The organism is Pseudobythopirellula maris, from assembly GCF_007859945.1.
In the GTDB taxonomy this organism is placed as follows: Bacteria; Planctomycetota; Planctomycetia; order Pirellulales; family Lacipirellulaceae; genus Pseudobythopirellula; species Pseudobythopirellula maris.
Genome location: NZ_SJPQ01000001.1, coordinates 1,710,648 through 1,723,819, shown reverse-complemented (window position 1 = coordinate 1,723,819; position 13,172 = coordinate 1,710,648). Strand labels below are relative to the sequence as shown.

Below are 13,172 nucleotides of genomic sequence, written 5' to 3'. Positions count from 1 at the left end.
GGTCGCCGCTATGCCAGACTCTGTTTGTTTCCGATGGATCGTCGCCGCGGCGCTATGCCTCGCGACGACGGCCGCCGTCGCGCAGCGGCGGGCCGAGCCCGCCCTCTGGCCGCAGCCTCGGGGGCTCGACGCCCGGCGTCTGGAGCGGGCCGGGCTGCGGATCGTTCAGAGCGAGCGTCTCACGCTGGTGACCGACTTGGCCCCGTCGTCGGCGGTCGACACGCTTGGCGCCCTTTTCGACGCCGCCACGCCGCTGTGGGCCGAGCGGTTTGGCGTGGACGGCAAGCGACTCGACGGCTGGCGGGCGCGGGCCTACCTGATGGGCGATCGCGCGCGGTTCGACGCGCTCGGCCTCACGCCCGAACGCGATTTCCCCGATGGCCTGAACCTCGGCGCCGAGATCTGGCTCGTTGATCAACCGAGCGACTACTACCGTCGCCACCTGCTGCTGCACGAGGGGACTCACGCCTTCATGGCCACGCTCTTGGGCGGCTGCGGGCCGGGGTGGTACATGGAGGGCGTCGCCGAGCTCTGCGGCACCCACCGCTGGGACGCCGCCAGCGGCGAGCTCACGCTCGGCGTCATCCCCGCCTCGCGGCAAGACGCGCGGATGTGGGGCCGCACCCGGTTGGTCCGCGACGCGGTGGAGGGAGGACGCGGCCTCCCGATCGAAGCGGTCATGCGGCTCGACAACCGCTCGGCGATGCCGGCCGAGTCGTACGCCTGGACCTGGGCGCTCGCCAAGTGGCTCGACACGCACCCGCGCTACCGCCAGCGGTTCCGCGCGCTGCACCACAACGTGCTGTGGAGCGACTTCAACGAACGCTTCCGCACGGCCTATGCCGATGACTGGCAAGACCTTCAGGCCGAGTGGCGGCAGTATGTCCACGCCGTGGGCTACGGCTACGACTACGAGCGCGAGGCGATCGACTTTCGCGACGGCTCGGCTATGGGCGATCGGCCGCACACGACGCAAGTCGCCGCCGACCGCGGCTGGCAGTCTAGTGGCGTTCGGGTCGAGGCGGGCCGCGCTTACCGGCTCACCGCTGAGGGCCGCTTTCGCGTCGCCGCCGAGCCGGACGGAACCCCTTGGCCGTGCGAGCCGGGCGGGGTCACGCTCGCCTGGCGCGACGGCCGGCCGCTGGGCGAGCTGCTCGCCGCGGTCGATCCGCCCACCGCGAACACCGCGACGGTCGACTCATCGGGGGGCTTTGCGGCTCCTACGCCCGTTGGTCTCGGCGCCACGCTGCGGCCGGGGTTTTCCGGAACGCTCTATTTGCGGGTGAACGACGGCGAGGCGGGGCTCGCGGAGAACTCGGGGGAACTGACGGTGAGGATCACTCAGCAACCGTGATCTCGGCGGCCAATTCGTGCCTGCGTTGATTGTGGGAGGCGTCTCCGACGCCGACAACGCGTCGCAAGCGATTCCGGCTGTCGACGTCGGAGACGCCTCCCACACCATCGCTCAGGCAAGCTTGGGCCTTATGCTCTCGGGGCGTACGCCATTTCGATCGCCACCTCCCTTAGCGCAGTCGATTGACACTTTTACCTCACACTTCGACAATGCGGGTATCGCCCCCCACGCCTCGCCACCCGAGAAACGGCCGCACGAAGTGAACTTTATTGAAGCGAACGACCCGCAGGTTTGGTCCGCCATCTCCGACGAGATCACCCGCCAGCAAGACGGGCTGGAGATGATCGCCAGCGAGAACTACACCAGCCCCGCCGTGCAGCAGGCCTTGGGAAGCGTGCTGACGAACAAGTACGCCGAGGGCTACCCCGGCCGCCGCTACTACGGCGGCTGCGAGCACGTCGACATGATCGAAGACCTGGCCCGCGACCGCGCCAAGGAGCTGTTCGGCGCCGAGTTCGCCAACGTCCAGCCGCACGCCGGCTCGCAGGCCAACTCGGCCGTCTACCTCGCCCTGCTCGAGCCGGGCGACACGGTGCTGGGGCTCGACCTGGCCCACGGCGGCCACCTGACGCACGGCATGAAGCTCAACGTCTCGGGCATGCTCTACAACTTCCACAGCTACGGCGTGCGGAAGGAAGACTGCCGCATCGACTTCGACCAGGTCGCCAAGCTCGCCCGTGAGCACAAGCCGAAGCTCATCATCGCCGGCGCCAGCGCCTACCCGCGCGAGATCCCGCACGGCAAGTTCAAAGAAATCGCCGACGAGGTGGGCGCCAAGCTGATGGTCGACATGGCGCACTACGCCGGGTTGGTCGCCGCCAAGCTGCACGACGACCCGGTGAAGGTGGCCGACGTCGTGACGACCACCGTCCACAAGACGCTCCGCGGCCCGCGCTCCGGCATGATCCTGGCGAAGAAAGAGTACGCCAAGGTGCTCAACAGCCGCGTGTTCCCCGGCACGCAGGGCGGCCCGCTGATGCACGCCATCGCCGGCAAGGCGATCTGCTTCGGCGAGGCCCTCCGGCCCGAGTTCAAGGTCTACATCCAGCAGGTGATCGACAACGCCAAGGTGCTGGCCGACACGCTGATGGCGGGCGGCTTGAACCTGGTGAGCGGCGGCACCGACAACCACCTGATGCTGGTGGACGTCACGCCGCTCGGCATCGGCGGCAAGGCGGCCGAGACCGCCCTGGATCGCTGCGGCGTCACGGTGAACATGAACATGATCCCGTTCGACGAGCGCAAGCCGATGGACCCCTCGGGCGTGCGGATCGGCACCCCGGCGCTCACCACCCGCGGCATGGGCGAGGACGAGATGCGCACCGTCGGCGCGTGGATGCTCGAATCGCTCAAGAACCCCGAAGACGACGCCAAGCACGCCACGATCCGCGAGCAGGTCAAAGAGCTTTGCTCGCAGTTCCCCGTGCCGGCGGCGGCGCTCGACGCCGAGCCACAGGTCGCCTCCTAGTCTTTCACAATTAGCCACGAAAAGGCAGAAGAAGACACGAAAACGATCGCACAGAGAAGAAGAATGTGGGAGGCGTCTCCGACGCCGATAGCGGTATCTGAGCCACTGTCGGCTTGCGGCGCGTTATCGGGGTCTGAGACCCCTCCCACCGGCAACCGCATCCTTCCAGCACTCTTGTGCTCTTTCGCGCCTTTTCGTGGCCAATCGAAACAAACATGCCAGACAAACACCGCATCCTGATCGCCGACGACAACGAGCCGAACGTCGAGCTCCTTGAGGCCTATCTCGCGGGCCTCAAGATCGACGGCGTGGCCGTCGACATTGAGGTCGCCGTCGACGGTCAAGACACGCTCGACAAGGTCGCCGCGTTCAAGCCGCACGTGCTGCTCTTGGACGTGATGATGCCCAAGCTCAGCGGGTTCGAGGTCTGCCAGAAACTCAAGGCCGACACGACCACGCCGAACGTCATGGTGCTGATGGTTACGGCGCTCAACGAGCTGGGCGACATCGAGCGCGCCGTCGAGGCGGGGACCGACGACTTCCTCTCCAAGCCGGTCAACAAGGTGGAACTCGTCAAGCGAGTCGAGAACATGCTGCGCTTGAGCAGCGTGACCGACGAGGTCGAGCGTCTCAGGCAGTACATCGAAGAGATGGAGACCCGCTCGGAGCAGTCGTCCGCGTCCTGAATCGTCCCGCCCTTGGCTGCTTGGCCTCACGCGTGGCCATTCGGCCCGCCCGTTCAGTGAGGTTGGAACCATGCGAACCGGCGCCGTCATCTTGATCGCGATCCTCTTGGGCGTGGCCGGCGTCGCATCGCCTTTCGCCGCCCGGGCCGCCGCGCCCGAAGCTTCCTCGGCGCCGGCCGGCGCCGACGCGGGGCTCATTGCTGAGCTCGTCGAGGAGCTCGGCCACCCGCGCTACGCCAACCGCCAAGCGGCCGCGATGCGGCTCGAGCGGATGGGGCTGCGGGCGTTCGACCCGCTGGTGGGCGCCGCCGAGCACCCCGACCCCGAGATCGCCGCCGCCGCCCGTCGGTTGCTCGGCAAGATCGGCGTGCGTTGGAACCGGCTCGAAGACCCGCCGCAGGTCCGCACGATCCTCAGCCAATACGGCGACGCGACGCCCAAGAAGCGGACCTACCTCGTCGCCCAACTGACGACGCTTTTGCCCGAGTCGGCCGACGCGCTCTGCCGCGTCGCGCGATACGATCTCGACCCGCGGGTCTCGCGAGACGCGGCGCTCAGCCTGCTGACGGATCGGGGAGGCCTGCGCGACGGCGCGTCGGAGGGGCGGCTGATCGAGGCGGTCCGCGCGGCCAACCGGCGGCTGACCGAAGACTTCGGCCCCAGCCAGCGACCGGCCGCCGGCTGGATCGCCATCGCCCTGGCGTCGCGCGACGCCCCCGCGATCGCGGCGCCGTTGTGGGGCGACGCGATCGCCGCCGAACGCGAGGTGCTCGCCCTCGGCGACACGACAACCAACGCCTCGATCGTGCAGAGGCTGCTCTGGCTGCGTTTCGACGCGGCGGCGCGGGCCTGGACCACTTCCGGGGGCGACGCCGCCGGGGCCGAGGTCGACCGGGCGCTCGACGCGATCCTCGAGTTCGAGCCCGACAACCGGCTGCCGCTGTTGCAGGTGGCGCTCGCCCGCTTGGCTGACGCGGGGGCGTGGGGACCGGTCGATCGCGCACTCGAGCGGCACGCCGCGCTGCTCGACAGCAAGCGTGGAGGCTACATCGCCGCGCGGCTGCGGCTCCGCGAGGGCCGCACGGACGACGCCGAGCGGCTAGCCGAGGCGGCCTTGGCCCAGCCTCCCGACGACGACGAGGCGAAGCTGCTCGACGGCGTCGTGCTGTTCGACGCCCGCACGTTGATCGGCAAAGGACTCGAAGACGAAGGCCTCTCGGACTGGGCGCGGCGTGAGTTCGCCTCGGCCGTGGCCGACTGGGAGGAGCTGCCGGCCAACGCCGCCTACGCGGCGATGCTGCTCGCCGAGTCGCTCGCCGACGACGCCCGCTACGCCGAGGCCGCCGAGGCGCTGGCGCCGCTGGTCGATTCGCTGTCGGCCGGCGACGAGCGTGCGAAGCGTTACCGCCGCTTGCGCGAAGCGACCGGCGGGCGGCTGACGCTCCCCTCGCCCGAGTTCCTCGCCGGCCGCGGGCGCTACTTCGCCGGCCTCGCCGCCCGCGAGCGCGGCGACCACGAGGCCGAGGTCGCCGCGCTCCGCTCGGCGCTCGAGCACGAGCCGGCCGACGCCGACGCGCTGATCGCCCTCTACAGGGCTGCAAAGCCGCTCGCCGATGACACTGTCCCCGAAGACGGAGCGACCGATCAAGACGAAGAGCTGCTCGCCGAGACACGCAAGCTGATCCGTGAGATGATGCGCGAGTTCGAGGAGGCCATCGAGCAGAACCCCAACAACGCCACCCCCTACAACCAATGGGCGTGGCTCGTCGCGAACACCGAGGGCGATTACGACAAGGCGGTGCGCTACTCACGCCATTCGCTGCGGCTCTCTCCGGGCGACGCCGGCTACCTCGACACGCTCGCCCGCTGCCTCTACGCAGCCGGCGACTTGGAGGCGGCGATCGTGGCCCAAAGCCGGGCGATCGCCAAGGAGCCGCACCTCGGCGTGATGCAGCGGCAGCTCGAATTTTTCCAGAACCAACGCGACGGGCGATGACGCGACGCGCAGCGCCGCCCGCCACGAAGCGATCACCAACCGCACCGGAGCAAAGCTATCGCGATCCAACCCACCCGTGTCGCCGACATCACCATGCGCTGCCTCGTCGAGGGCGAGGGGCCGCCCGTCCTCTTGGTCCACGGCTTCCCGATGGGCCACGCGATGTGGCGCGCTCAGATCGCTAGCCTCAGCGGCGTGCGGATCATCGCCCCCGACCTGCGCGGCTTCGGCGGCAGCGAACTCGGCGTGATCCACGAGGGACAAGGCGTGTCGATGGAGCGCTACGCCGACGACCTCGCCGCGCTGCTCGACGCGCTCGGCGTGGACGAACCGGTTGTCTACTGCGGGTTCTCGATGGGGGGCTACGTCGGCTGGCAGTTTCTCAAGCGGCACCGCGAGCGGGTCCGTGCGCTGGTGGTCTGCGACTCGCGTCCCGAGGCGGACGACGAGGACGGACGCGCCAACCGGCTGAAGATGGCCGAGAAGGTTGGCGAGTGGGGCTCGGCGATGCTGGCCGAGGCGATGACCCCCAAGCTGTTCGCCGCCGAGACGCTCGAGAACGACCCGAAGCTCGTCGCCTGGATGGCCGACATGATGGGCTCGAACTCGCCGCAGGCGATCGCCGCGGCGCTCTTGGGCATGGCCGCTCGCCCCGACGTGACGGGCGACCTGGCCGACTTCGACCTGCCGACGCTCGCCATCTGCGGCGACCAAGACGCACTCACGCCGCCCGACGTGATGCGCGGCATGGCCGAGGCGATGCCCAAGGCCGAGTTCGTGCTCGTCGAAGGCGCCGGCCACATGGCGCCCGCCGAGAAACCGGTTGAGGTGAACTCGGCGATCGAGAAGTTCCTCGAGTCGCTGCCTCCGATTGGGTGATCGTTGGCGCGATGCTCCTGTAGAAAGAGCCGCCTGTAGGGAACGCCCTCTGTGGCGTTCCGGCCCCGGGTACAGGCCCACCTGTAGGTTGGGCAGCACGACACTCATTCCCTCCACGGTGTTAGGCAGCAGTGGCGCATACCTATCCGCCGGGGCCGGAACGCCACAGAGGGCGTTCCCTACAGGGGAGGGCTGGGAACGTCGCAGAGGGCGTTCCCTACAGGCAGAGGGCATTCCCTACAGGAGGGGCGAACCGAGGAGTGTCTCGGAAGATGCGCCTGCGTCAGAGATTCGGCAACCGGAAGACCGATTGGCTTTTGACGATCGTGCAGTCGTCCGGGAAGGTGTGGAACGCCTGGACGGCGAGGCTCCGCTCGCGCGACTCGACGTGCACGTAGCTCACCGCGCCCACGTCGAAGCGAACGCTCGGCTGGAAGCGGTGCAGCAGGCCGTCGGCCGCGGCGCCGCTTTGGACACCCGACAGGTCGAGTTCTTGCTGGTAGGCGTAGAACGCTTGCGAGCTGACCGCCTCGTGCGAGAAGCTCGCCTCGTAGACGATGCCCCCGTGGCAGCGGACGCGGTCGGACTGGTCGCCGCTCATGCGGTGCGACATCAGCCGGCGCTTCTGCGGGAGCGGCTGGTTGGCGGACGTGGCCGCCTCGGTCAGCAGGATGCCGTCTCGCTTCCAAGTGACCAAGTGGCCGGCGCCGGTGATCGATATCGTCGCCTCGTAAGCCTGACGCACGATACGCTTGCTGCGGCAGATCTCGAAGAGCTCGGGGTGCAGGCTTCGCCCGTAGAGCTGGAACACGAGTCCGGCGACTTTGGGGCGAACTGTAAGCACTGCGAGCTACTCGGTCGGAGGTTGGCGTCGATCCGCGGGGCGACCCCGTGGTCGCGTGTCGGAAGTTGCGGCTGTCACGCGACGGCGTGACGGCGTGACGGCGATAAAACAACCGCCGGCGCCGATGAAGGTTATCGGCCGCCGTCGATCGATAACCCAAGTATACCTTACCATCGATTCTCACAAAGACAGATTTGCGTGCTTGCGGTCAACGCTGAGAATTTGTCTTGACACCGCTGAAAATCCACGTCGCACAACGCCCCTTTTTTTGCTTCGATTTCGCTTCAATCTTTTTTGCGTCGATTCGGCGCTGGGTTTGCGCTGTCGGCGCTGAGGTCGAATTCTTGAACAGCTCTGGCCGTCAAAGCGAAGACGCGCAAAACGGCGCCACGCCGCGCGCGATGCAACGCGCTTACGAGCTGCTGTCGCGCGCGTACGGCCCGCAGCATTGGTGGCCCGCCGACACGAAGCTCGAGATCGTCGTCGGCGCCGTCCTCGTGCAGAACACGGCGTGGAGGAACGTGGAGCGCGCGATCACGAACCTCAACGGACTCGGCCTCGACACGCTCGACGCCTTGCACGCGATCGACGCCGATCAACTGGCCGAAGCGATCCGGCCGGCGGGCTACTTCCGGGTGAAGGCGCGGCGGCTGCGCAACCTGACGACAATGATCGTCGAGCGTTACGGCGGATCGCTCGACAAGATGCTCAAAGACGAGAGCAACGCCTTGCGGGCGGCGCTGCTCGGCGTCAACGGCGTGGGCCCGGAGACGGCCGACGCGATCCTCTGCTACGCCGCCGAGCGGCCGGTGTTCGTCGCCGACGCCTACGGCAAGCGGGTGTTGGAACGCCACGGCTGGCTGCCCCACGGCTCGCGCTACGACGATCAGCAACGGCTTGTCGAGGAGCAAATGCCGCCCGACACGCAAACGCTCAACGAGCTGCACGCGCTGATCGTGAACGTTGGCAAGCTGCACTGCGGTCCCAAGCCGCGCTGCGAGGGCTGCCCGTTAGCGCCAATGCTGCCACCCAGCGGCGCGATCATCAACGGCGAGCCGGCGACGTAAGTCGCCGGTGTCCCGTGGAGTGCTTTCGGCGTGGTGTAAAAAGTGGCGTCGAGTGCTTTACAGCGCGGTGCGCCAAGCGGCATGATGCACTTGGCGGCGCGTCAGCAACTCCGGCGACTCACGTCGCCGGCTCGCCCCCCGGGCGCTTGCAAGAACGTGTACAGGTGTTAGCCTGATCGGTGACGCCCCTGCACCCGCGCATGAGACGCCCACGCCGTGACCGACTTGTTCGCCAAGAGCGAAGAACAGAACTTTGCCCGCGCGGCGCCCCTGGCGGCGCGGATGCGGCCGCGGTCGCTCGCGGAATTTGTCGGCCAGCGCCAGCTGCTGGGCGAGGGCAAGCTGCTCAGGCGGCTCGTGGCGGCGCGGCGGCTCGGGTCGGCCATCCTGGCCGGGCCCCCCGGCTCGGGCAAGACGACGCTCGCCCGCCTGCTCGCCGGCGAGACCGGCAGCCCGTTCAAGCAGCTCAGCGCGGTCACGACCGGGGTGAAAGAGCTGCGCGAGGCGCTCGCCGTTTCACGCGACCGGGTGGCCGTGGGGGGCTCGCCCACCTTGTTGTTCATCGACGAGATCCACCGCTTCAACAAGTCGCAGCAAGACGCCTTGCTGCCCGACGTGGAGGAGGGGGTCGTCGTGTTGGTCGGCGCCACGACCTCCAACCCGTTCTTCGCGGTCAACGACGCCCTGGTGAGCCGCAGCCGCGTGTTCATGCTCGAACCCCTGGGCGTAGACGACATCCGGGAACTGCTCGAGCGCGCTTGCACGGACGCCGAGCGCGGCCTCGGCCGCTACCACCCCCGGCTCGAGGACGACGCCCTCGAGTTCCTGGCCGCCGTGAGCGACGGCGACGCCCGGCGGGCGCTCGGCGCGTTGGAGGTCGCGGTGCTATCGGCCAGGGACGAAGCGAACCCGTCGGCCCCGATCGTCATCGACCACGCGGCCGCCGCCGAGGCGGTGCAGCGCAAGGCGGTCCGCTTCGACCCGACCGGCGACGACCACTACGACTGCGCCAGCGCGCTGATCAAGAGCCTGCGTGGCAGTGACCCCGACGCCGCCATGTACTGGCTCGCCCGCATGCTCGAGGGGGGCGAGGACGTGCGGTTCCTCTGCCGTCGGCTGGTGATCCTGGCGAGCGAGGACGTCGGCAACGCCGACCCGCACGCGTTGCCGCTCGCCGTGGCGGCGATGCAAGCGTGCGAGTTCATCGGCCTGCCGGAGGCGCAGCTCACACTCTCCCAAACGGTCGCCTACTTAGCGTGCGCGCCGAAGTCGAACGCCGCCACCGTGGCCATCGGCGAGGCGTGTCGCGACGTGCGTGAGGGAACGCTGCTGCCGGTGCCGCGTCACTTGCGCGACGGCCACTACGCCGGCGCCAAGCGGCTCGGCCACGGCGAGGGCTACGAGTACGCCCACAACGCCGAGGGGGGCGTCGCCTCGCAGGATTACTTGGGCGTGGAACGCCAGTACTACCGCCCCGTCGACCGCGGGTTCGAAAAGGAACTCGCCCAGCGGCTCCAGTCGATCCGCGAGCGCTTGAACGCCGCAAAAACGCCCCCCAAGCAAGAGGGCCCATAGCCGACGACCTATCCGCCGCGGCGGACCGGAAAGCGCCACGGCACGCAGTCCGACGACCATAGGTCGTCGGCTATCGCCCCCCGCGCGACGCCGCTGCTAGCATCGCTCCGCAAATTGCCATGGCTTGCGGTGGACGGTTGGTCTACCATCCCGCGCGAACAGCCGTAAGAAGCTTTTGCGCGTCCGAATCCCTCGGGCGCCGCACGCGTCAAGGAGCGACGAACCGATGAGCACGATCCGCCCTCTCGCCACCCTAGCCGTCCTCGCGGCGTTGGGAGTGTTCCTGGCGATCCAGATCAACGACAGCCCCGCCACGCTCGCCACGGACGAGTCCGATTCGTGGGGCCAGTCCGCCGGCAAGACCGCCGCCAGCGACGCCCCGTCGTTCGAGGCGCCCGCCTTCGAGGCCGGCTCCTCGGGCGACGAGGCCCCGGCCTTCGGCGATTCGTCGCACAGCCTCGCCCCGCGCACGGCCCCGCTCGAAGCGGTCGCGTTGCCCGACGACGAACCGGTGGAGGGGCCCGGCATGGGCCCGTCGCTCGGCGCCACGCTGCCGCCGCTCCCGGCGTTGCCTGGGTCGACCGAGAGCGGTTCGCCGGAGCTCCCGCTGCCCGCCAACATCCCCACGGCCAGCTACAACAGCCCCGCCGACGGCGCCTCCCCGCCCAAGGGCATCAGCGGCCAAGTGCCGTCGCTCGGCACGTCGTACGGCATGCCCCAACAGCCGCCGGCCGCGGCGGTCGCGTCGGCCGCCCCAGCGCAGCCCAGCAGCGCTACTGCCAGCTATGACCCACCCGGCTACGATCAGCCCAGCTACGATCAGCCCAGCTACGATCAGCCCAGCTACAACGCACAGGCCAACGCCTCGGCCTTCGCCGAGTCGGAGAGCACGCCGATCGATTTCGGCCAGCCGGCGCCGCACGCGTCTCCCGTCCAGCCACCGACGATCCAGTCGCCGGTGGCCCAATCTCCGGTGATCCAATCGCCGGCCGCTGGCAGCGAGTTCGACCAGGCGATGCCCGCCATCCAGGCGGCGCTCGATCGCAACGAGCTGACCCGCGCCCACCTGCTGCTCTCGCAGTGGCGTGACGACGCGTCGCTCACGGCCGCGCAGCACGAAACCGTCAATGGGTTGTTGAGCCAGCTGGCGGGTACGGTGATCTACTCACTCGAGCACCGCCTCGAGCCGCCGCACCAGGTGCAGCCGGGCGAGACGCTCGAGACGATCGCCCAGCAATACAACGTGCCCTGGCCGCTGCTCGGCAAGATCAACGGCGTCGCCTCCGCCACGGCGGTGCAACCGGGCCAGGTGCTCAAGGTTGTCCGCGGGCCCTTCCAGGCCGTGGTCGACCTGAGCGATCAAGAGATGGTGCTGCTGCTCGACGGCCGCTACGCCGGCCGGTTCGACGTGAACATCGACGGCCTCGCCGCCGACGAGGGCCAGTGGCGCGTGGAGCAAAAGCAATCGCCCCAGGCAACCGGGGCGCCGTCGCGCTACGGGGCGCCCGCCCCGTCGTCGCCCAAGCTCGTGCTGAAGGCTCCGAGCGGCTCGCCCACCGGGCCGAGCGTGCTCTTAGGGGCGTCGAGCGCCGGAGCGCCGGGGCACTTCGACCACCAGGGGCACATCCTGGTCGCCTCGACCGACGCCGAGGACGTGTTCGACATCCTCAGCGAAGGGTCGGAAGTTGTCGTGCGGCGGTGAGGCGAGGGTTGAGCCCCCGGGGTGAAAGCCTCACGATGGGCGTTGTCCGACGACTGAATAAGTCGTCGGCACTGGCTCTCTCACCTCCGACCTCTGACCTCCTGCCTCTCCTTATGTACGACCGCGCCGCGCTCGCCGAGTTGATCCAAGACAAAGCCCTGCAGTTCGGCGAGTTCACGCTCGCCTCGGGCAAGCAGGCCAGCTACTACCTCGACTGCCGTCAGGTGACGCTCAACGCGCTCGGCGCCAAGCTCATCGGCGAGGGCTTCCTCGACCTAATCGGCGATCAGCTGCCGCCGCTCGTGGGCGGCATGGCGATCGGCGCCGACCCGATCACCGCCGCCATCCTCACCATCGCCGGCCAGCGCGGCCAAAGCTTGCGCGGCGTGATGGTCCGCAAGGAGCCCAAGGGGCACGGCAAGGGCCAGCAGGTCGAAGGGCCGTACGAGTCGGGCGAAGAACTGGTGATCGTCGAAGACGTGGTCACCACCGGCGGCTCGAGCCTCAAGGCGATCGAGCTCTGCGAGGCAGAGGGCCTGAAGGTGAAACGCGTGCTGGCGATCATCGACCGACTCGAAGGGGGCCGCGAGGCGTTCGCCGAGCGCGGCTACGAGCTCACCACGCTGTTCACGGTAGAAGACTTCGGCGTCAAACCGTAAACGCCGTAACACACACGAAGCCCCAGCCGCCGACGGGAGTCGGCGGTCGGCCCCATGGGCGGCGCGGACCGCCGACTCCCGTCGGCGGCTGAGACAATCGCAAGGACCGAGCGGCGGGTATGGAAACCTCCCTCCACAAACAGCTCAAAGAGCACTACGCCGGCGCCAGCGGCGAGGTCGAGGTGCGCCGCGGGCGCTACCGCATCGACGTGGTGCGTCGCGGCACCCTGATCGAGATCCAGCACGGCGGCCTGGCCGCCATCCGCGACAAGGTCCGCCGGCTCTGCGAAGAGGGCGCCCGCGTGAAGGTCGTCAAGCCGATCGTCGCGCTCAAGCAGATCGTCAAGCTCGACCGCGAAGGGGGCGAGCAGGTCTCGCGCCGCCGCAGCCCCAAGCGGGGCCAGCTCATCGATCTGTTCCACGACCTGATCCACTTCACGCGCGCCTTCCCGCACAAGAAGCTCGTGCTCGAGGCGGTGCTCGTCGAGGTCGAGGAGACGCGCTACCCCGGCCACGGCCGACGCCGGCGCTGGCGGAAGAACGACCACGTCGTGGCCGACCAGCGGCTCGTGGCCGTCGGCGAGACGCGCCGCTTCCGCACCTCGGCCGACCTCTTGAAGATGCTCCCCAGCGGGCTGCCGCGACCGTTCGACACGGGCGAGCTGGCTGCCGGGTTGGGGGTCGACCGCTGGGTCGCGCAGCGGGCCGCCTACGCGATGCGTGAGATGGGGGCGCTCAAAACCGACGGCAAGCGGGGAAACGCCGTCCTCTACCGCCCCGTCGGCCGCCGCCGGGCGGCCTGAGCGGGCCGCCGCGGGCTTGCCCACCGCCCCCAACCGATTTAGTTTGCTGGATTCGCAACGCCTCCCGCGGCCCGGCCCT

Annotated in this window: 11 protein-coding genes; 10 read left to right on the top strand and 1 reads right to left on the bottom strand. The window is 69.0% G+C overall.

The window, feature by feature from the left end:
• Window positions 1–10 precede the first annotated feature (10 nt).
• The 5 genes from Mal64_RS06410 (at window position 11) to Mal64_RS06390 (ending at window position 6,443) form a co-directional block, all read left to right on the top strand.
• Window positions 11–1,354: a hypothetical protein gene (locus tag Mal64_RS06410; protein ID WP_146398175.1), complete on the top strand. Its 1,344-nt coding sequence runs from the start codon at window positions 11–13 to the stop codon at window positions 1,352–1,354.
• 259 nt (window positions 1,355–1,613) lie between these two features.
• The gene (locus Mal64_RS06405) at window positions 1,614–2,882 is read left to right on the top strand and encodes a serine hydroxymethyltransferase (protein WP_146398174.1); all 1,269 of its coding nucleotides are present in this window, start codon (window positions 1,614–1,616) and stop codon (window positions 2,880–2,882) included.
• A gap of 215 nt (window positions 2,883–3,097) precedes the next feature.
• A complete protein-coding gene (locus Mal64_RS06400) occupies window positions 3,098–3,568 on the top strand; it encodes a response regulator (RefSeq protein ID WP_146398173.1) in 471 nt (156 codons plus the stop codon).
• 70 nt (window positions 3,569–3,638) lie between these two features.
• Window positions 3,639–5,564, top strand: a complete 1,926-nt coding sequence (locus tag Mal64_RS06395) for a hypothetical protein (RefSeq protein WP_146398172.1) — start codon at window positions 3,639–3,641, stop codon at window positions 5,562–5,564.
• 93 nt (window positions 5,565–5,657) lie between these two features.
• Entirely contained in the window at window positions 5,658–6,443 is a 786-nt protein-coding gene (locus tag Mal64_RS06390) for an alpha/beta fold hydrolase (RefSeq protein ID WP_146398170.1), read from the top strand.
• 283 nt (window positions 6,444–6,726) lie between these two features.
• On the opposite strand, the gene Mal64_RS06385 is transcribed toward Mal64_RS06390, so the two are convergent.
• The gene (locus Mal64_RS06385; protein ID WP_146398168.1) at window positions 6,727–7,287 is read right to left on the bottom strand and encodes a DUF2617 family protein; all 561 of its coding nucleotides are present in this window, start codon (window positions 7,285–7,287) and stop codon (window positions 6,727–6,729) included.
• A 401-nt stretch (window positions 7,288–7,688) separates the two neighbouring features.
• Between Mal64_RS06385 and Mal64_RS06380 the strand changes: the two genes are divergently transcribed.
• The 5 genes from Mal64_RS06380 to Mal64_RS06360 all read left to right on the top strand — a co-directional run bounded on the left by Mal64_RS06380 (window position 7,689) and on the right by Mal64_RS06360 (window position 13,093).
• Window positions 7,689–8,354: an endonuclease III domain-containing protein gene (locus Mal64_RS06380; RefSeq protein WP_146398166.1), complete on the top strand. Its 666-nt coding sequence runs from the start codon at window positions 7,689–7,691 to the stop codon at window positions 8,352–8,354.
• A gap of 216 nt (window positions 8,355–8,570) precedes the next feature.
• Window positions 8,571–9,929, top strand: coding sequence for a replication-associated recombination protein A (locus Mal64_RS06375; RefSeq protein ID WP_231993594.1), 1,359 nt, complete (start codon window positions 8,571–8,573; stop codon window positions 9,927–9,929).
• 226 nt (window positions 9,930–10,155) lie between these two features.
• Entirely contained in the window at window positions 10,156–11,631 is a 1,476-nt protein-coding gene (locus Mal64_RS06370) for a LysM peptidoglycan-binding domain-containing protein (protein ID WP_146398164.1), read from the top strand.
• Window positions 11,632–11,744: 113 nt separating this feature from the next.
• Window positions 11,745–12,290: an orotate phosphoribosyltransferase gene (gene pyrE / locus Mal64_RS06365; RefSeq protein ID WP_146398162.1), complete on the top strand. Its 546-nt coding sequence runs from the start codon at window positions 11,745–11,747 to the stop codon at window positions 12,288–12,290.
• A 119-nt stretch (window positions 12,291–12,409) separates the two neighbouring features.
• Window positions 12,410–13,093 carry a hypothetical protein gene (locus Mal64_RS06360; RefSeq protein ID WP_146398160.1) on the top strand — a complete coding sequence of 228 codons (684 nt, stop codon included), beginning with the start codon at window positions 12,410–12,412 and terminating at the stop codon, window positions 13,091–13,093.
• Window positions 13,094–13,172: the final 79 nt, after the last annotated feature.

Bases quoted from the DNA above. Each gene is read 5' to 3' on its own strand.
- Mal64_RS06410 (WP_146398175.1), top strand. From the start codon at position 11: ATGCCAGACTCTGTTTGTTTCCGATGGATCGTCGCCGCGGCGCTATGC.
- Mal64_RS06400 (WP_146398173.1), top strand. From the start codon at position 3,098: ATGCCAGACAAACACCGCATCCTGATCGCCGACGACAACGAGCCGAAC.
- Mal64_RS06395 (WP_146398172.1), top strand. From the start codon at position 3,639: ATGCGAACCGGCGCCGTCATCTTGATCGCGATCCTCTTGGGCGTGGCC.
- Mal64_RS06390 (WP_146398170.1), top strand. From the start codon at position 5,658: ATGCGCTGCCTCGTCGAGGGCGAGGGGCCGCCCGTCCTCTTGGTCCAC.
- Mal64_RS06380 (WP_146398166.1), top strand. From the start codon at position 7,689: ATGCAACGCGCTTACGAGCTGCTGTCGCGCGCGTACGGCCCGCAGCAT.
- Mal64_RS06370 (WP_146398164.1), top strand. From the start codon at position 10,156: ATGAGCACGATCCGCCCTCTCGCCACCCTAGCCGTCCTCGCGGCGTTG.
- pyrE (WP_146398162.1), top strand. From the start codon at position 11,745: ATGTACGACCGCGCCGCGCTCGCCGAGTTGATCCAAGACAAAGCCCTG.
- Mal64_RS06360 (WP_146398160.1), top strand. From the start codon at position 12,410: ATGGAAACCTCCCTCCACAAACAGCTCAAAGAGCACTACGCCGGCGCC.